Raw genomic sequence first — 18729 nt, 5'->3', positions numbered from 1 at the left:
CAGGCCCGGTGGAGGCGGAGCGTCAGGATCTGGAACGGGCGCAGCGCCACGGCCACACCGCCGTCGCGCACGGCGACCCGCTCCGCTGGCAGCGGGCGTTCCAGCAGGTCCACCACAGTCGCCCCGGCCAGCGGGAACCCCGTGCGCAGCGTTCCCGCCGCCCGGCCGCCCCGCGACTCGTACAGCCGCACCACCACGTCACCGGACCGGTCGTCCGCGAGCTTGACCGCCTCGACGGTCACCGCCGGGTGGTCACTGGTCACCACCGGTTCGGCGCCCCGCGCCGACGCCACCCGCAGCGGCAGGTTCAGCGCGTACCCCTCGGCCACCGCGTCACCGAGGGAGACCCCCGGCACCAGTGCGTAACGGAAGTGGTGCGGGCCCTGGTCGGCGCCGGGGTCCGGGACGCGCGGGCCGCGCACCAGGGAGAGCCGGACCGTGGTCGTCGTACCGCCGTCCTCCCGGGTCGTCCGGGACACGTCGTGCCCGTACAGCGCGTCGTTGACCAGCGCGACCCCGTAACCGGGCTCGCCCACATGGATCCAGCGGTGGCCGGAGACCTCGAAGCGGGCCGCCTCCCAGCTCGTGTTGGTGTGGGTGGGCCGGTGGACATGGCCGAACTGGATCTCCGCGGCCGTCCGCTCCGCCCGCAGATCGAACGGGAAGGCCGCCTTGAGGAACTTCTCCGCCTCCCGCCAGTCGATCTCGGTGGCGATGTCGATCCGCCTGCTCCCGGCCCGTACGGTCACCGTCTGGGTGATCCGCGAACCCCGTCCGAAGGCGCGGCTGACCCGGACCGAGCCCGACAGCGGGCCCCGCTCGACGACCGTGACCGACTCGGCGGCGGTCAGATCGGTGAAGCGGTGGCGGTAGTGCCGGTCGACGTCCCAGGCGTCCCAGTGGTTGGGCAGATCGGTGTGCAGCCGCAGCAGGTTCCCCGGCCCGGCGAGCACCTCGCGGCCGGCGGTCAGATCCCGTACGGAGGCGAGGGTCCCGTCCGGGGCGAACACGACGCGCACCAGCCCGTTCTCCAGCACCGGCCCGTTCTGCGGCACCAGCCCGTTCTCCAGCACCGGCCCCCGTGGACCGGAGTCCGCCACGAGGTCCTCCGGGACCGAGACCGTCACGGTCCCCGGCGCGCTCCCGGTCCCCAGCGGCGCGCTGCCGCCCGCCGGTACCTCCGTCCACACCGCCCGGCCGTCCGGGCCGTCGACGACCTCGGCGCGCGGATACGGAGCGGTGTTGAAGACCCGGGGCCCGCCGCCCGGCCCCAGCGCGGCCAGCGCCGCCGCCGTCAGCCCCTCCAACTCCTCGGCGACCCGCGCGTACTCGGCCTCGGCCTCCTGGTGCACCCAGGCGATCGAGGACCCCGGCAGGATGTCGTGGAACTGGTGCAGCAGCACCGTCTTCCACAGCGCGTCCAGATGGTCGTACGGATAGGCGTACGGAGCCGGGGAGTCCGCCGTGGCCAGCGCGGCGGTCGCCGCCCACAGCTCCGCCTCCCGCAGCAGGTGTTCGCTGCGGCGGTTGCCCCGCTTGGTGCGGGCCTGCGAGGTGTAGGTGGCCCGGTGCAGCTCCAGATAGAGCTCGCCCGACCAGACCGGGGCGTCGGGGTACTCCGCCCGCGCGGCCTCGAAGAAGGCGTCCGGGTGCTCGATCCGCACCCGGGCCGAGCCCTCCAGGTCCGCCAGGCGCCGGGCCCGCTCCAGCATCTCCCGGGTCGGGCCGCCCCCGCCGTCACCGTGGCCGAAGGGCGCCAGGGAGAGCGTGGCGCGGCCCTTCTCCTGGAAGTTGCGGACCGCGTGCGCCATCTGGGCGCCCGTGAACTCGGCGTTGTAGGTGTCCACGGGCGGGAAGTGGGTGAAGATCCGGGTGCCGTCGATCCCCTCCCACCAGAAGGTGTGGTGGGGATGTTTGTTGGTCTGGTTCCACGACAGCTTCTGGGTGAGGAACCACTCGTTCCCCGCCAGCCGGGCGAGCTGCGGATAGGCCGCGTTGTAGCCGAAGGAGTCCGGCAGCCATACCCCCGTCGTCTCGATACCGAAGTGGTCCAGGAAGAACCGCTTGCCGTGGATGAACTGACGGGCCACCGCCTCACCGCCGGGGAGGTTGCCGTCCGACTCCACCCACATCCCGCCCACGGGCGCGAACGTGCCGTCCGCCACGGCCTTCTTGAGCCGCTCCCACACCCGGGGGTGCTCATCGCGGACCCAGGCGTACTGCTGCGCCTGGGAGCAGGCGAAGACCAGCTCCCCGTACTCCTCGGCGAGCGCGGTCACGCTGGTGAAGGTGCGGGCGGCCTTCCGCTTCGTCTCCCGTACCGGCCAGAGCCAGGCGCTGTCGATATGCGCGTGCCCCACCGCCGAGAGGGTGTGCGCGCTGGCGTGCGCCGGGCGCGACAGGACCGGCCGCAGCGCGTCCCGTACCGCCGACGCCGAACCCGCGACATCGTCCAGATCGAGCAGGTCGAGCGCCCGGTCCAGGGCGAACGCGATCTCATGGCGGCGCGGATCGTGAAGCCCCAGCTCCAGCATCAGCTCCCGCAGCACCTTCAGATCGAGCGAGAGGTGCCACACCTCCTCGTCGAGGACGGCCAGATCCGCGCGGGCGAAGGTGTAGAGGGGCGCGCGGCCCGCCGTCGCCGGATCGCCCAGCGGGGTGGGGGTGAAGCCGTCGATGAGGATGTCGGGGTTGGCGGCGGCCTCGACCAGCAGCGCCACCCGCTCACCGCCGAGCGCCGGACGGGCCACCGGCACGTACGGGTTGAGCGGGTTGAGCGCCTTGAGCGGGGCGCCGTCCTCGGTGTGCGCCAGCCCCTCCGCCTGGCTGCCCGGCCGGTCCCCGGTGAACCCGAGATCGAAGACGGCCTCCACCCGCCGCCCCGCCCAGTCGGCGGGCACCCGCCCGCGTACCCGGAACCAGGTGGTGCCCCACGGCGGCCCCCACGCGTCGCCCACCGCGAACGGGCGGTAGTCGGCGGCGGCCGCCTCGGCGAACGGCACCGGCTCGCCCGGCACCTCCCACGCCTCGACGGCCAGCGGGATCGCGGGGGAGTGGACGGCGGGCATGACGCGCTCGGTGAGGAGACGCTGGACGCGGTCCTCGATACGGCGCCGTTCGTCGTGCATGGGCTCTCCTGCCTCTCCCGCCGCGCGGGCGGCTCTACCGTGGGGCCCGGCCCCCGCGGCTACCGCCGGAGGTACGCGAGGGTCGGATGGGCCGAGGCGTAGCTGTCCACGAGACGGCGGGCGACGCTCACCGAGTCCACCAGGGGGTGGAGCGCGAACGCCATGACCGCCCGGGACCGGGAGCCGCCGTCGACCGCCGCCAGCACCTCCCGCTCCACCGCCTTGACCGCGCCCACCAGGGCGCTGGCATGGTCAGGCAGCGGTGCCACGGGGACAGGATGCGCCCCATGGGCGTCGGCGAAACACGGCACCTCGACCACCGCGTCCGCGTCGAGCCCCGGCAGCGCGCCCCGGTTGCGCACATTGAGGATCAGCCGGGTGCGCCGGTCCCGCGCGATGGCCCGCATCAGGGCGAGCGCGACCTTCTCGTACCCGCCGGACTCCAGGTCGTCGGCGTCGCGCTCCTGACGCGCCCCCGTGGCCTCGCGGTTGTGCGCCATATAGGTGGCCTCGCGCTCCGCGCGCACCCGGTCCCAGGTGGTGAGCGCGGGCGTACCCGGCCGCGCCATCACCCCGTAGAACCCCTCCTGCTGCTCGCGCAGAAAGGCGCCACGGGTCCGCTCGGCCGCGCGGTAGGCGGCGACCGTCTCCCGGTTGAAGTAGTAGTAGTGCAGATACTCGTTGGGGACCGCGCCCAGCGACTGGATCAGCTCGGCACCGAAAAGCCTGCCCTCCTCGAAGGAGGTCAGCCGCTCCGGATCGGCCAGCAGCTCCGGCAGCGCGTCGCGGCCCGCGATCCGCACGCCGCGCAGCCAGCCGAGGTGGTTGAGCCCGGCGTAGTCGAACCACGCCGTGTCCACCTGGTCGGCGGCCACCCCCACCGCCCGCGCCACCCGGCGCCCCAGCCCCACCGGGGAGTCACAGATCCCGATCACCCGGTCGCCCAGCAGCCGGGACATCGCCTCGGTCACCAGCCCGGCGGGATTGGTGAAGTTGATGACCCAGGCGTCGGGCGCCAGCGCCGCGACCCGGCGGGCCAGGTCCAGCGCGACCGGCACGGTCCGCAGCCCGTAGGCGATGCCCCCGGCGCCGACCGTCTCCTGCCCCAGCACCCCCTCCGCCAGCGCGACGCGCTCATCGGTGGCCCGCCCCTCAAGACCGCCCACGCGGATGGCGGAGAAGACGAAGTCGGTGCCGCGCAGGGCCTCGTCCAGATCGGTGGTGGCGGTGACCCGGGGCGCGTCGGCCACCCCGTCGGCCTGGTCGGCGAGGACGCGGGCGATGGCGGAGAGCCGGGCCGCGTCGACGTCATGGAGGACGAGTTCACCGACCCGGCCCTCCTCCCGGTCGGCGAGCAGCGCCCGGTAGACCAGCGGCAGCCGGAAGCCCCCGCCACCGAGGACCGTGAGCCTCATGACGTCACCTCCCCGCCGGGGAAGGAGTCGACAACCGGCGCGCACCCGCGGCACCGGACGGATGGGAGTCCTCGCTCAGTCAGCACACCGGCACGCTACCCGCCCCGCGGCCTCGTCGTGTCCGCGAGGCAGCGCCGTCCAAGTCACCCCAGGTGAGCAGGGACGAGGTGATCACGGGCATACGGTGACGAGGGCGCGCGCCGGTCGGGCGCGACGCCCCGGGGGCCGTTCCGCGCCGACCGGGCGGGAGCGGCTCCCCGGCGGTCAGTCGGGCGGAGTGACGAGCCCGAAGGCGTGGAGCAGGCGCTGGGCCGCCAGCGTCGGCGTCAGTGAGCCCTCGCGTACCTCACGCTCCAGCTCCGGGGTGAGCGCGCGCACCTCCGGATGGGCCCGCAACCGGTCCAGCACGGTCTCCCGCACCATCGACCAGGTCCAGTCGATCTGCTGGTCACGGCGTTTCGCGGCGAGCAGCCCGGCCGAGTCCAGCCGGGCGCGGTGCTGCTCGACCCGCTCCCACACCGCTTCCAGACCGGTGGACTCACGGGCACTGCACGACAGCACCGGGGGAGTCCACACCGCGTCCGCCGGGTGCATCAGCCGCAGCGCCCCCGTCAGTTCGCGCGCCGCCGCGCGCGCGTCGCGCTCATGCGGCCCGTCGGCCTTGTTCACCGCGATCACATCGGCCAGTTCCAGGACGCCCTTCTTGATGCCCTGGAGCTGGTCCCCGGTGCGCGCGAGGGTGAGCAGCAGGAAGGTGTCGACCATGTTGGCGACGGCCGTCTCCGACTGGCCCACCCCCACCGTCTCCACCAGCACCACGTCATACCCCGCCGCCTCCATCACGACGATGGTCTCCCGCGTCGCCCGCGCCACCCCGCCGAGCGTCCCCGACGTCGGGGACGGGCGCACAAACGCCGCCGGATCCGTGGCCAGCCGCTCCATCCGGGTCTTGTCCCCCAGGATCGAGCCGCCGGTCCGGCTGGAGGACGGGTCGACCGCGAGGACCGCGACCCGGTGGCCCAGCCCGGTGAGCAGGGTGCCCAGCGCGTCGATGAAGGTCGACTTGCCCACCCCCGGGACCCCGCTGATCCCCACCCGCCGGGCGGCGCCCGCGTACGGGGTCAGCTCGGTCAGCAGCCGCTGCGCCAGCTCCCGGTGGTCGGCGCGGCTGGACTCCACCAGGGTGACGGCCCGCGCGATCCAGGCGCGCGAGCCCTCCCGTACGCCTGTGACGTAACTGTCGACATCGATCAGCCGTGGCATGGGCTCACAACTCGTGGCCGAGAGCGGCGGCCAGGGTCGTCAGCAGATCGTGCGCGGCGTCCGGGATCACCGTGCCCGGCGGGAAGACCGCCGCCGCGCCCATCTCCCGCAGCGTGGGCACGTCCTGCGGCGGGATCACCCCGCCGACCACGATCAGGATGTCCTCCCGGCCCTCGGCCGCCAGCTCCTCCCGCAGCGCGGGCACCAGGGTGAGATGGCCCGCCGCCAGCGAGGAGACCCCGACGATATGGACATCGGCCTCCACCGCCTGCCGGGCCACCTCACCGGGGGTCTGGAAGAGCGGGCCGACATCGACGTCGAAACCGAGGTCGGCGAAGGCGGTCGCGATCACCTTCTGCCCCCGGTCATGGCCGTCCTGGCCCATCTTGGCCACCAGGATGCGCGGACGGCGGCCCTCCGCCTCCTCGAACGCCGTCACCAGCGTCCGGGTGCGCGCCACCGCCGGGGACTGACCCGCCTCGTTGCGATACACACCGGAGATCGTACGGATCTGGCCCGCGTGCCGTCCGTACACCTTCTCCAGGGCGTCGGAGATCTCCCCGACCGTCGCCTTGGCACGGGCCGCGTCCACCGCGAGCGCCAGCAGATTGCCCGACAGGTCCTGACCGCCATGACCGCTCCCGCGCTCGGCGGCCCCCGTCAGCGCCCGCAGCGCGTCCTGGCAGACGGCCTCGTCCCGCTCCTCGCGCAGTCGGCGCAGCTTGGCGATCTGCTGCGCCCGCACCGAGGAGTTGTCCACCTTCAGCACCTCGATCGCCTCGTCGGAGTCCACCCGGTAGGTGTTGACGCCGACCACCGGCTGACGGCCGGAGTCGATCCGGGCCTGGGTGCGGGCGGCGGCCTCCTCCACCCGGAGTTTGGGGATGCCCGCGTCGATGGCGCGCGCCATGCCCCCGGCCGCCTCGACCTCCTCGATATGCCGCCAGGCCCGCCGCGCCAGATCGTGGGTGAGCCGCTCCACATAGGCACTGCCGCCCCAGGGGTCGATCACCCGGCAGGTCCCCGACTCCTGCTGGATCAGCAGCTGGGTGTTGCGGGCGATCCGCGCGGAGAAGTCGGTGGGCAGCGCCAGTGCCTCGTCCAGCGCGTTGGTGTGCAGCGACTGGGTGTGGCCCTGGGTGGCGGCCATCGCCTCCACACAGGTGCGGGTCACGTTGTTGAAGACGTCCTGCGCCGTCAGCGACCACCCCGAGGTCTGGGAGTGGGTGCGCAGCGACAGCGACTTGGGGTTCTTCGGGTCGAAGGTCCGCACCAGCTTGGCCCAGAGCAGCCGGGCCGCCCGCAGCTTGGCGATCTCCATGAAGAAGTTCATCCCGATCGCCCAGAAGAACGACAGCCGGGGCGCGAACGCGTCCACGTCCAGACCGGCGCCGATCCCCGCCCGCAGATACTCCATCCCGTCCGCGAGGGTGTACGCCAGCTCCAGGTCGGCCGTGGCCCCGGCCTCCTGGATGTGATAGCCGGAGATGGAGATGGAGTTGTAGCGGGGCATCCGCCGCGAGGTGTACTGGAAGATGTCGGAGATGATCCGCATCGAGGGCGCGGGCGGATAGATATAGGTGTTGCGGACCATGAACTCCTTGAGGATGTCGTTCTGGATGGTCCCGGCCAGCTTCTCCGGCGCCACCCCCTGCTCCTCGGCGGCCACGATGTACAGCGCCAGCACCGGGAGCACCGCCCCGTTCATCGTCATCGACACGCTCATCCGGTCCAGCGGGATGCCGTCGAAGAGCTGGCGCATGTCGTAGATCGAGTCGATGGCGACCCCGGCCATGCCCACATCCCCGGTGACCCGGGGGTGGTCGCTGTCATAGCCCCGGTGGGTGGGCAGGTCGAAGGCGACCGAGAGCCCCTTCTGGCCGGCCGCCAGATTGCGGCGGTAGAAGGCGTTCGACTCCTCGGCGGTGGAGAACCCGGCGTACTGACGGATGGTCCACGGCTGGTTGACGTACATCGTCGGGTACGGTCCGCGCAGATAGGGCGCGACGCCCGGATAGGTGGCCAGGAAGTCCAGCCCCGCCAGGTCGCGCTCGGTGTAGAGCGGTTTGACGGGGATGCCCTCCGGGGTCTGCCACACCAGGTCGCCGTCGCCACGGCCGGTGGACTCCTTGACCGCCGTGCGCCACTGGTCCTCCGTGGCCTGCGGCGGCGCGCCCCGCAGCGGGACGTCCTGGAAGTCGGGGATACGCATCAGGCCACTCCGATCCGGTCGAGTGCGGCGGTGAGCAGGGCGACCGCGTCCGAGCCCAGGGAGACGAACGCGTCCACGCCCGCCTCCTCCCAGCTCTCCCGCTGGTCCCCGGGGCGCCCGGCCAGATAGATCTGCCGGGCCCCGGCGGCCTTGAGGGCCACCGCGACGGGGGCGGCCAGCTCGGCGTAGAGCGCGTCGCTGGAACAGATACAGGCCAGGTCGGCGCCGCTGGCGGCGAAGGCGTCGGCGGCCGTGGTGGCGTCCACGGAGACCGGGTCGTGGACGGGTTCGATCCCGCCCGCCTGGAACAGGTTGGCGGCGAACCCGGCGCGTGCGGTGTGCGCGGCGGCCGGTCCCAGCGCGGCGAGGAAGATCCGGGGACGCGCGCCGGTCGCGGCCAGATGGGCGTCCGAGCGGGCCCGCAGCGCCTCGAAGGGCTCGTCGCGCCTGACCTTCGGCAGCCCGCCGCCCGGTGCGGCGGGGGCCGGGTCGCGCACCACCGGATCCTCGGTGAGCAGCGGGAACTCGCTGACACCGGTCACCGGTTCCCGGCGGGTCGCCAGCTTGCGCCGCCGCTCCCGCCAGGTCGCGGCCGTGCGCTCGGCGACCAGGCCCGAGCGGAGCGCCGCCGCCTGCCCGCCCGCGCGCTCGATCTCCTGGAACCACGCCCAGGCGGCGTCCGCGAGGTCCTCGGTGAGCCGCTCCACGTACCAGGAGCCCCCGGCGGGGTCGGCGACCCGGCCCACATGGGACTCCTCCACCAGGATGGTGGAGGTGTTCCGGGCGATCCTGCGGGCGAAGGCGTCGGGCAGTCCGAGCGCGTGGTCGAAGGGGAGGACGGTCACGGCGTCGGCGCCGCCGACCCCCGCCGCCAGCGAGGCGACCGTCGTACGGAGCATGTTCACCCACGGGTCGCGCCGGGCCATCATCACCGGCGAGGTCACCGCGTGCTGCCGCTGGCCGCCCGCCGCCGGGGCGCCGCAGACCTCGGCGACGCGGGCCCACAGCAGCCGCGCGGCCCGGAACTTGGCGATGGTCAGGAACTGGTCGGCGGTGGCCGCGTACCGGAACTCCAGCTGTCCGAGGGCCGCTTCGACATCCAGACCGGCGTCGGTCAGCGACCGCAGCAGGGCGGTGCCGGTCGCCAGTGAGCAGCCCAGTTCCTGCGCGGCCGAGCCGCCCGCCTCGTGGTAGAGGAGCGCGTCCACGGTCAGGGCGCGCAGCCCCGGGTGCGAGGTGTGGCAGCGCCGGGCCAGCGAGACCGCCGAGGCGGTGAGCGCCTCGACGGCGTCATGGGCGCCGGTCCGGGCGGCGTGGCCCAGCGGGTCGGCGCCGAGGTTGCCGAGCGGGGTGGCGGTACCGCGCTCCTCGGCGAGCCGCAGGAAGGCTCCGGCCGCCTCCTCGGTCCGTGGTCCGGCGTCGAGGACGACGGGCGCCAGATCGAGGTAGACGCCCTTCAGGGCGGTGGCGAGCCCGTCGACCGGGATCCCGCTGTCCCCGAGGGAGAGCCAGAGCGCGGCGACACCGTTCTCCAGATCGGAGAGGATCGCCTCGTTGGTGCGGACCGGGTCGGGCCGGTCATGGCGCTGGCGCACCTCCCAGCCGTCGGCGGCGGTGCCCTCGGGCCTGCGGCCCCGGGTGAAGGGGGCGAAGCCGGGGAACCCGGTGGCGGCGTCCGTGGGGCGGGCGGCGGTTGCGGTGCTGGTCGTCGTTCCGGTGCCGGTAGTGGCTTCGGTGCTGGTCGCGCCGCCGGTTGAGGGCCCGGCGGCTGTCTCGGCCGTGTAGAGGGGGAGGACGGTGAGCCCGTCCTCCAGGACCGTGGCCAGCGCGCGTTCGGCCTCGGTGCTCGTTACGTCCTTGCCTGCCTTGCGCAGCACACCGGCGGCCAAGTCGCGCCATGTGGCCTGAGTGGCCTCCGCGAATTCGGCGGCCAGGGAGAACCCGTCATCGGGGAGGACCGTCATGTTTCCCGATGCTAGGGCAGCCCGCTGAAGGCACAGCAGGGTTGCCGCTTGTGACGTTGCTATCTAGGCGATGGCCTTGATAGTCGCCGGAGCATGGTCTACTCGCGAGTAGTCTTGACAATCGATGTTCTAGCTGGTCAACGGGCTGTCAACGGGCGTCCGCAGGGCCCCGCCCGGCTGGAGCGGGCGGGGCGCGGTGGTCGGCCTGGAGGTGGGCGGGGCGCGGCGCGTCAGCCGATCGGCTCCGGCAGGGGCACGACGTCGTACGCGAGGGAGATGGCATCCCCGGTCACCGGGTCGGCCAGCTCCACCCGCCAGTGGTCGGCGAACTGGTCGACCCCCTCCCGCATCGGGATCGTCCCCGAGACGAGGACCGTGCCCGGTGCCAGTTCCCCGCGCTCGCTCAGGACGCCCGCCCAGTAGCCGGGGGTGAGCAGTTCCGCGAGGGTGCCGTCCTGGATGAGCGACTCCTGACCGTCCCGCCCGGTCACCCAGGCCCGCAGGGTCAGCGAGTCCAGCCGGTCCTCGACGTCGGCCAGCCGCCAGGCGCGGCGGGCGAGCACGTCCGGCGCCGCGTTCTTGCTCCAGGCCACGCCGTGCACCTCCGGGGCGCGGTCGGTGTGGTCGTGGCGCTCGCCCTGCACTCCCTGATGTACGGTCCCCAGGCCGCCTTCATCGCCGAACAGTTCGACCCCAGGCTGCGCTACACCGGCTCGTCGCTCGCCTACACCCTCGCCGGGGTGATCGGCGGCGCGGTGGCACCCTTGCTCTTCACCGCGCTGCTGGACGCCTTCGACTCCTGGGTGCCGCTCGCGCTCTACCTCGCCCTGACCGCCGTGGTCACCGTGACCGGACTGCTGCTCGGCCGGGACGCCCCCGCCGAGGAACACCTTCCGGAGCCGATGGCGCGGGGCACACCCGCCACGACCGCCTCACACCCCTAGGGACACCCGATGCGTATCGCCCTCAGCCAGATCACCACCGGACCCGATCCGGCCGCCAACCTCACGGCCGTACGGGAGCTGACCCGGCGCGCCGCCGACGCCGGGGCCGCGCTCGTGGTCTTCCCCGAGGCCACCATGGCCTGCTTCGGCACCAGGCTGGCACCGCTCGCCGAACCCCTGGACGGGCCCTGGGCCACCGAGGTGCGGCGGATCGCCGCGGCGGCCGGGGTGGTGGTCGTCGCCGGGATGTTCACCCCCGCCGACGGGGGCAAGGTCACCAACACCCTGCTGGCGACCGGGCCCGGCGTCGAGGCGTCCTACGACAAGATCCATCTCTACGATGCCTTCGGCTTCACCGAGTCCGCCACCGTCGCCGCCGGGTCCGATGTGGTGACCATCGAGGTCGCCGGGGTCACGGTCGGCCTCGCCACCTGCTACGACGTCCGCTTCCCCGAACTGTTCCGGGCGCACGCGGACGCCGGGGCGCGGCTCAGCCTGCTCCCCGCCTCCTGGGGCGACGGGCCGGGCAAGCGCGACCAGTGGGAGCTGCTGATCCGCGCCCGCGCGCTGGACGCCACGCTGTGGGTCGCGGCGGTGGACCAGGCGGACCCGGCCGCGTCCGGGCTGGCGGTGGAGCCCCGCACCCCGGCCGGGATCGGCCACAGCGCGCTCATCGGTCCGGACGGGACGGTACGGGAGCGGCTGGAGTCCGCCCCCGGGCTGCTGATCGCCGATGTCGATGTCACGGAGGTGGACGCGGTACGGGCGGCGGTGCCGGTGCTGGCCAACCGCAGGCTGTAGGGCGGCGGGGGCCCAGGCACCCGAGCCCTTCCGGCCGGGCCGGAGGGCGGTCTCCCGGTGCCCGGCGCTGTGCGGGGGGCCTGTGACGTGGGTGGGTCTGGGCAGGGCCGGATGGGTCCGCGTGGCCCGACGGGTACGGTCCGTTCACGCGGTCCACGTCGGCCGTCGGTGCCGGCCCGCCCCTTGTCACCCGTACCCGGACCGGCGGACACCGGCCCGGGTACGGGTCAAGACCGGGCCCGCCCGCGTCACGCGCGGGCCCCGCCCGCGTCACGCGGCGGACCGTCTCAACCGGCCAGCAGGACCCTCAGTGTCGACTCCAGATGGCCGTCGATCGCCGCGCACGCGGCGGGCGCGTCCCCGGCCTCGATCGCGGAGAGGATCGCCTGGTGCTCCTCCAGCACCGCCTCCTGGCGGCCCTGCTGGTTGAAGAGCGCCACCACCCCGGCGCGGATCTGACGGCTGCGCAATCCCTCGTAGTGCCGGACGAGCAGGGCGTTGCCCACGGCCGCCACCAGGGTGGCGTGGAAGGCGTGGTCCACCGCGATGAACTCGCGCGCGGACTCCGGTCCGCTCAGCACCCGCTGCCGCTCCAGCAGGGCGGCCAGCTCCGCCACGGGCGCGCGCTCCTCGGCGATCACCCGCTCGGCCGCGTACCGCTCGACGATCCCGCGCAGCTCCATCAGCTCGCCGATCTCCCGCCCGGTCAGCGGTACGACCTGGGCGCCCCGCTTGGGCACCAGCCGGACCAGGTCCTCCGCCGCGAGCAACAACAGGGCCTCGCGGATCGGTGTGCGCGAGACTCCGATGCGATCCGCGAGCTCCTGCTCCGACAGGAACGTGCCCTGTGTATCGGGGTCGGTGAGCACGTGCTCCTTGAGAAACGCGTACGCCTTGTCCCGGCCCGACACCACGGTCTACCCCCAGTGATTGCATACAACGGGTATACAGGCGCTATCACGCCGTCATACGCGGGTGCCGTGGATGCCCGGGAGCCGCGGTACGGGGGCGGGCGGGGCCAGGTGGGTCTCCGGGGCCCCACCCGGGCCCCAGGGGCGTGCCACGGAGGGGCCGCACCGGACCACGGCGGCCTGCGGCCCACCGTACGGCCCCCTCGGGGGACGCCGTGACGGACCCGGGCGCGAGCGCCGCGGGAGGGCGCGCGGCGTCCGTTCGCACGCGGCTCCTGTGCCGCGTCCGGGTGGCCCCCGGCGTGTTCCGGCTCGCCGGGGGCCGGGCCCCGGGTCAGCCTGGAGGGGGCGTGCGCGTCAGCGGCGCCCCACGCCCCACAAGCGCGCCATGGAGCCGCCGCGCCGGGGACCGCCGGGAGGAGCGAGGAGTCAGGTGAACGACAGCGAGCAGCCCCCACAGCCGGTGGTGGTCACGATCACCGGGTGCTCGAAGGAGGACGCCGACACCGTCTTCCGCGTCCTGGGCCGGTCCTACGCCTCCGACCGTGCCGTCGACGACATGCCCGAGTACATGGCGCGGGACCACCCGACGGTCTGGACGGCGACCTTCGATATCACCGACTCCCGGATCGTCACCGGCCCCGCGGTGCTCGCGGCCCCGGTCACGGCCGAGGCGCAGGGCGGCTACTGGGCGGTGGACCGGATGCGCGCGACCCTGGCGGCGGCCTTCGAGGTCCATGACGAGGGCACAGCGGCGGGCGACCAGGAGAAGGACGTACAGCTCCGGCTGGAGAGCGGACACCACGGCCGTCCGGCCCCCGCGGGCACGAGCGAGTAACCGGCCGCCGTCCCCGTCACCCGCGCCGTGCGGTCCCGGGTGCCCTCCCGTGCCGGGCGGGATCCGGGATTCCGAGACAGGAGGAGCCCTCCCATGCCCATCGCCACCGTGAACCCCGCGACCGGGGAGACCATCCGGTCCTTCGAGCCGCTGGAACCGGAGGACATCGAGTTCCGGCTGGCCCGTGCCGCCGACACGTTCCGCGCCTACCGCACCACGGACCTGCCCGCCCGCGCCGACCTCCTCGGCCGCGCCGCCGACCTCCTCGCGGCCGACGAGGAGCCCATCGCCCGCACGATGACCACCGAGATGGGCAAGCCCCTGGCCGCCGCCCGCGCCGAGGCCGCCAAGTGTGTGAAGGCGATGCGCTGGTACGCCGCGCACGCGGGGGAACTCCTCGCCGACGAGCACCCGGCCGCCGCCGATGTGACCGACTCCGGCGCCGCGCGCGTCGTGGTCCGCTACCGGCCGCTCGGTACCGTCCTGGCCGTCATGCCCTGGAACTTCCCGCTCTGGCAGGTCATCCGGTTCGCCGCGCCCGCGCTGATGGCGGGCAACACCGTCCTGCTCAAACACGCCTCCAACGTGCCGCAGACCGCGGTCTACCTGGAGGAGCTGTTCCATCGCGCGGGCTACCCCGAAGGCTGCTTCCAGACGCTGCTCATCGGCTCTGCCGCCGTCGAGGAGGTGCTGCGCGACCCCCGGGTCGCCGCCGCGACCCTCACCGGCAGCGAACCCGCGGGGCGTTCGGTCGCCGCCATCGCGGGCGACGAGGTGAAGAAGACCGTCCTGGAACTCGGGGGCAGCGATCCCTTCGTGGTGATGCCGTCAGCCGACGTGGCGGCCGCCGCCGCGACGGCCGTCACCGCCCGGGTGCAGAACAACGGCCAGTCCTGCATCGCGGCCAAGCGGTTCATCGCGCACGCCGAGGTGTACGACGAGTTCTGCGAACGGTTCACCGAGGGGATGCGCGCCCTGACGGTCGGGGACCCGATGGACGCCGCCACCCAGGTGGGCCCCCTCGCCACGGAACAGGGGCGCGCCGATCTCGAACGGCTGGTCAAGGACGCCCTGGAACACGGCGCGAGGGCGCTGTGCGGCGGCCACCGCCCGCTGCGCCCCGAACGGGGCTGGTACTACGAACCCACCGTTCTCGCCGGGGTCGACGCGACCATGCGCATCCACCGCGAGGAGGCGTTCGGCCCGGTCGCCACCGTCTACCGGGTGCCCGGCCGGGAGCGCGCCATCGCCCTCGCCAACGACACGCCCTTCGGGCTGAGTTCCAGCGTCTGGACCCGGGACGAGGACGAGATGGCCCACTTCGCCCGCGATATCGAGGCCGGTGGTGTCTACTTCAACGGCATGACCGCCTCCCATCCCGCCCTCCCCTTTGGCGGAGCCAAACGTTCCGGCTACGGCCGGGAGCTGTCGGGCCATGGGATCCGCGAGTTCTGCAACATCACCACGCTCTGGTACGGCGCCGGGGAGGACTGACGATCCCGCCACCGGCGGAGCACGGGAGGGCGCGGGGCTGGAGGACCGCGCGGTACAGGCGCGCGCCTCCGGCCGCCGCACGCGTCCCTGGTGGCGCACCTGTCCTTGGTAGCGCGTGTGTCCTTGGTGGCGCGCCGCCGGGACCGGCCTCGGCCTCCGTCCCTCGTTCAGCCCGCCGCCGCCAGCACCGCCCGGCCGCCGAGGGCCGCCGAGAACTGCCGGACCACCGGATCGAGCCCGTCGGCCGCCTCCGGCGCCAGGGCCACCGAGCCGTCCTCCCGTACGGAGATATGCCGGTCGAGGGTGAACCAGCCCTGCACCACATGGGTCGCCCCCATGGAGGAGAGCACCGGCCGCAGCGCGTAGTCGATGGCCAGGACGTGCGCGATCGACCCTCCGGTCGCCAGTGGCAGCACCGTCTTGCCCGCCAGCGCGAACTGGGGCAGCAGGTCCAGGAGCGCCTTCAGCACCCCGGAGTAGGCGGCTTTGTAGACGGGTGTCGCGATCACGACCCCGTCGGCGCGCTCGATGAGCGCCGCGGCGGCCCGGATGGCGGGGTGCCCGGTGTCCGCGCCCATCAGCGCCTCGGCGGGCAGCGTACGGACGTCGAGGGGAAGCACCTCATGCCCCTCGGCGGCCAGCCGGGCGTCGAGATGGCGGAGCAGACGTGCGGTACGGGAGCGGGCGGACGGGCTTCCGGATATGGATACGACAACGGCCATGGGAGATCCTTCGGCAGGACGGAGTCTGGACGCGCGCTGTGCTCGCCGGGGGCGGGGGTACGGGCGGGGGAAGTCGTGGCGCGGTGCGAGAGGCGCGGTGCGAGAGGCGCGGTGCGGAGAGGCGGGGACGGGCGGCGTGGGAACCGGAGATCTCGGGAAACGGGAAACGGGAGACCGGGAACCCACCGACGCGCTGGGAGGCGCGCGGGAGGCGGCGGCCCGGGACGACCGGCCGCGGGACCGGGCGACCGGATGCCGGTGGCGCCCCGGCCGCCTGGTCAGCGGCCCGGGAGCGGTGCGGGCACGACGGTCCGTACGGCACCGCGCGGCGCGGTGAGCGGGTCCCGTCTAGCGGGACGCACGACGGTGACAGCAGGCGCTGGAGACACGCGCGAGGGCGATATGACATCGCCGGGTGAGGTCGATTCCCGTCCGCATGCCCTCGATTGCAGCAAGGCGGGATCAGCTCCGTCAAGGGACGGCTGACCGCCCCCGTCCATCGCGTGGTCTCGGGGGGGGTGCCTCGAAGGGGAGCGCCGCCGGTCGTGGGACGGGGGCCGGCACGGGGGGTTCCGTCGGCGTACGCGGCACGGCGTACGGGCAGGGGGTGCGGCGGCGTCCGCGTACGGCTTCGCGCGGGGTGGGGCGGGCGCCCTGGTGGCGCGCGGACCGGGGGAACGGAACGGACGGCGGCCCGGCCGGAGCGCCCTGGCGGGCGGTCCGGCCGGGTGGGCGTCTTTAGAGACCCTGCCAGTCGGGCTTGGCCGCGTACGTGGCGCGGAAGTAGTCCGCGAGCTTGAGACGGGACGCGGCGGCCTCGTCCACGACCACGGTGGCGTGCGGGTGGAGCTGGAGCGCCGAGGCGGGGACCAGGGCCGAGAGCGGGCCCTCGACCGAGAGCGCGACCGCGTCCGCCTTCGCCTCGCCCGTGGCGAGGAGCACCAGGTGGCGGGCCTCCAGGATGGTGCCGATGCCCTGGGTGATCACATGGTGGGGAACCTCGTCGAGGCTGTCGAAGAACCGCGCGTTGTCCTTGCGGGTCTGCTGCGTCAGCGTCTTGATCCGGGTCCGCGAGGCGAGCGAGGAACACGGCTCGTTGAAGCCGATGTGTCCGTCCGTGCCGATGCCGAGCAGCTGGAGGTCGACGCCGCCCGCCTCGCCCAGGGCGCGGTCGTACTCCTCACAGGCCGCCGCGACGTCCTCGGCGCTGCCGTCGGGACCCATGAACGAGGACTCGGGCAGCCCCAGCGGCTCGACGACCTCGCGCAGTACCACCGAGCGGTAGGACTCGGGGTGGCCCTGCGGCAGCCCCACGTACTCGTCGAGCTGGCATATCCGGGCCCGCGTGACATCGACCTCGGCGCCGCGCACCTTGGCGGCGAGGGCTTCGTAGATCGGCAGGGGGGTCGAGCCGGTGGCCACGCCCAGGAGGGCGTCGGGCTTACGGCGGAGCAGTCCCGCCATGGCCTCGGCGATGAGCTCGCCGCCCGCGGCGGCGTCCGGAACGATGACAACTTCCACGAAGATCCCTGTCCCTGTGTATGCGTCTCGATATACGCAATGGTGTAGACCAATCTAGCGGGTGACCGGGGGTTCTGTCGCGCACACGATCAGGTGCGCGGACCGTCCGGCCGCCTGGTCGGGGCGTTGCGAAGACCGTGGGGGCGCTGGTCGGGGCTCCTTCCGTGCCGGGGGCGGTCGCCGGGTGGCGGCCGGGGTCGCGGCGGCGTGAACGCCCCTGGCGGGGGCGGGTCCGCCCCCGCTGCCGGGGGTGGGTCGCTCGGGCCGGGTGGACTCCCGCCGTGCGGGCCACGCCCCGGCGGATGCGCGCCGTCGCGCCTGGCGCGCGGTGTGTCACGCCGTGCGGCGCTGTCACGGGGCGCGTGTCCGCCACGCGCGCCGTCGGCGCGGACCCTCACCACCCCAGAGTAGGAGGAGCCGCCCCCGACGGCCCCCGCGCGACCGCCGCCTTCCGCGCGGCCCGCCGGACGGGCGGGACCCGTGCCGGCGCCGACCACCACGCGGACATCCGCGTCGATGACCCATTCCTGCCGCCGGGGTGGGCGCGGGGCGGGCCGGCCGATTCCCGCGTGATGGCCGCCGGTGGCCACGGGGTGACCCGGTCGTGCCGGAACGGGGTGCGTTCCGTTCCGCCACGGTTGCCGCGTGGGAGTGATGCCGGGAGTCACGCCGGGGCGCGCGGCTTCCCGTCCGCACGGCTGTGGCGCCGGGGCCCGCGTCCGATCGCGCGCGTACGGCGCCTGGTGGCGGACGAGGCGCGTGGGGCGTGCGGGGCGCGGTCAGAACAGAGGGAGCTGTCCCGGGAAGGAGGGGACGACCGCGCCGTCGAGGGAGGGCTGGAGCGCCGACGCGTACGGGGCCTGGCGGCGCGAGCCCGGACAGGAGACCAGTTCCGCCGACGCCCGTGTCGCCGCCGGGTCATGACGCGCGAATCGCCCGGCGACGACGGCGATCTCACGGTGGCAGACCGGGCACAACCGGCGGGGTGCGGACATGCGCCCAGTGTGCCAGCCCGCCCGCTCCCCGACGCCGTTCCCCCTCGCTCCCCGACGCCGCGCCCCCACGGTCCCGCGCTCCGGGAGGCCCGGGGCCGTGTCCGCGAGGTCCCGCCTGGGCCGCATCGCCCACCACCTGGGCCTGGTCCCCGCCACCGTCCACAGCGTCCTGACCCGCTGTCGGCCGGCCCGCCCGACCCACCTCGACCGCGCGACCGGACAGGCCCTACGTGCCGTGTGGCCGCCGCCGTCGGGGATGGTGCCGGGCTTCTTGATGTCGGTGTGGACGAGTGCGCCCGGGCGGGTGCGTCCGCGGCGGCCTCCATGAGGCGGGCCCGTGCGGCGACAATGGGCCGGTGACGTACCGCTATCGCGTACTCGGCCCCACGCGGGCCATCCGGCCCGACGGCTCCGAGGCCGCCCTCGGCGGCACCCGGCTGCGGGCGCTGCTCGCCGCCCTCGCGGCGGGCGGCGGGCGCACGGTCGGGACCGGGGAGCTGGCCGCGCGGGTCTGGGGCGAA

Annotated in this window: 14 protein-coding genes; 4 read left to right on the top strand and 10 right to left on the bottom strand. The window is 74.1% G+C overall.

All coding sequences use genetic code 11. The features are described from left to right. The 6 genes from ACFVIM_RS20735 to ACFVIM_RS20710 all read right to left on the bottom strand — a co-directional run. Window positions 1-3128: alpha-mannosidase (locus tag ACFVIM_RS20735; RefSeq protein WP_384303265.1), on the bottom strand; the 3128-nt coding region annotated here is incomplete at its 3' end. Between the two features lie 59 nt (window positions 3129-3187). Further along, window positions 3188-4543, bottom strand: coding sequence for a 6-phospho-beta-glucosidase (locus ACFVIM_RS20730; protein ID WP_384303263.1), 1356 nt, complete (start codon window positions 4541-4543; stop codon window positions 3188-3190). Window positions 4544-4807: 264 nt separating this feature from the next. Then, complete coding sequence (meaB, locus tag ACFVIM_RS20725; protein WP_384303261.1) at window positions 4808-5806, bottom strand: methylmalonyl Co-A mutase-associated GTPase MeaB; 999 nt, start codon at window positions 5804-5806, stop codon at window positions 4808-4810. Between the two features lie 4 nt (window positions 5807-5810). Beyond that, window positions 5811-8018 (bottom strand): methylmalonyl-CoA mutase, encoded by a 2208-nt coding sequence (gene scpA / locus ACFVIM_RS20720; RefSeq protein WP_384303259.1) that lies wholly within the window; start codon window positions 8016-8018, stop codon window positions 5811-5813. Beyond that, complete coding sequence (locus ACFVIM_RS20715) at window positions 8018-9982, bottom strand: methylmalonyl-CoA mutase family protein (RefSeq protein ID WP_384303257.1); 1965 nt, start codon at window positions 9980-9982, stop codon at window positions 8018-8020. Before ACFVIM_RS20715 ends, scpA begins: the two co-directional genes overlap by 1 nt. A gap of 230 nt (window positions 9983-10212) precedes the next feature. Next, the gene (locus tag ACFVIM_RS20710; RefSeq protein ID WP_384303255.1) at window positions 10213-10575 is read right to left on the bottom strand and encodes a DUF2848 family protein; all 363 of its coding nucleotides are present in this window, start codon (window positions 10573-10575) and stop codon (window positions 10213-10215) included. A gap of 3 nt (window positions 10576-10578) precedes the next feature. Between ACFVIM_RS20710 and ACFVIM_RS20705 the strand changes: the two genes are divergently transcribed. Next, window positions 10579-10926: a hypothetical protein gene (locus ACFVIM_RS20705; RefSeq protein ID WP_384303253.1), complete on the top strand. Its 348-nt coding sequence runs from the start codon at window positions 10579-10581 to the stop codon at window positions 10924-10926. A 9-nt stretch (window positions 10927-10935) separates the two neighbouring features. Beyond that, window positions 10936-11727, top strand: a complete 792-nt coding sequence (locus ACFVIM_RS20700) for a carbon-nitrogen hydrolase family protein (RefSeq protein WP_384303251.1) — start codon at window positions 10936-10938, stop codon at window positions 11725-11727. Between the two features lie 287 nt (window positions 11728-12014). Here ACFVIM_RS20700 and ACFVIM_RS20695 read toward each other — a convergent pair whose 3' ends face one another. Continuing rightward, complete coding sequence (locus ACFVIM_RS20695) at window positions 12015-12641, bottom strand: GntR family transcriptional regulator (RefSeq protein WP_384303250.1); 627 nt, start codon at window positions 12639-12641, stop codon at window positions 12015-12017. 430 nt (window positions 12642-13071) lie between these two features. Here ACFVIM_RS20695 and ACFVIM_RS20690 point away from each other — a divergent pair, with 430 nt between their 5' ends. Next, window positions 13072-13476 (top strand): hypothetical protein, encoded by a 405-nt coding sequence (locus tag ACFVIM_RS20690; protein ID WP_384303248.1) that lies wholly within the window; start codon window positions 13072-13074, stop codon window positions 13474-13476. Between the two features lie 93 nt (window positions 13477-13569). Continuing rightward, window positions 13570-14970: an NADP-dependent succinic semialdehyde dehydrogenase gene (locus tag ACFVIM_RS20685; protein WP_384303246.1), complete on the top strand. Its 1401-nt coding sequence runs from the start codon at window positions 13570-13572 to the stop codon at window positions 14968-14970. Window positions 14971-15137: 167 nt separating this feature from the next. On the opposite strand, the gene ssuE is transcribed toward ACFVIM_RS20685, so the two are convergent. The 3 genes from ssuE to ACFVIM_RS20670 form a co-directional block, all read right to left on the bottom strand. Next, the gene (gene ssuE / locus ACFVIM_RS20680; RefSeq protein WP_384303244.1) at window positions 15138-15692 is read right to left on the bottom strand and encodes an NADPH-dependent FMN reductase; all 555 of its coding nucleotides are present in this window, start codon (window positions 15690-15692) and stop codon (window positions 15138-15140) included. A gap of 738 nt (window positions 15693-16430) precedes the next feature. Continuing rightward, window positions 16431-17213 (bottom strand): glucosamine-6-phosphate deaminase, encoded by a 783-nt coding sequence (gene nagB / locus ACFVIM_RS20675; RefSeq protein WP_384303242.1) that lies wholly within the window; start codon window positions 17211-17213, stop codon window positions 16431-16433. Window positions 17214-17992: 779 nt separating this feature from the next. Next, window positions 17993-18208 carry a hypothetical protein gene (locus ACFVIM_RS20670; protein ID WP_384303240.1) on the bottom strand — a complete coding sequence of 72 codons (216 nt, stop codon included), beginning with the start codon at window positions 18206-18208 and terminating at the stop codon, window positions 17993-17995. Window positions 18209-18729 lie beyond the last annotated feature (521 nt).

The sequence above is a fragment of the Streptomyces sp. NPDC057638 genome (assembly GCF_042800315.1).
GTDB lineage: Bacteria > Actinomycetota > Actinomycetes > Streptomycetales > Streptomycetaceae > Streptomyces.
The sequence above is the reverse complement of the archived record's forward strand: the minus strand, read 5'-3'. Positions and strand labels throughout refer to the sequence as shown.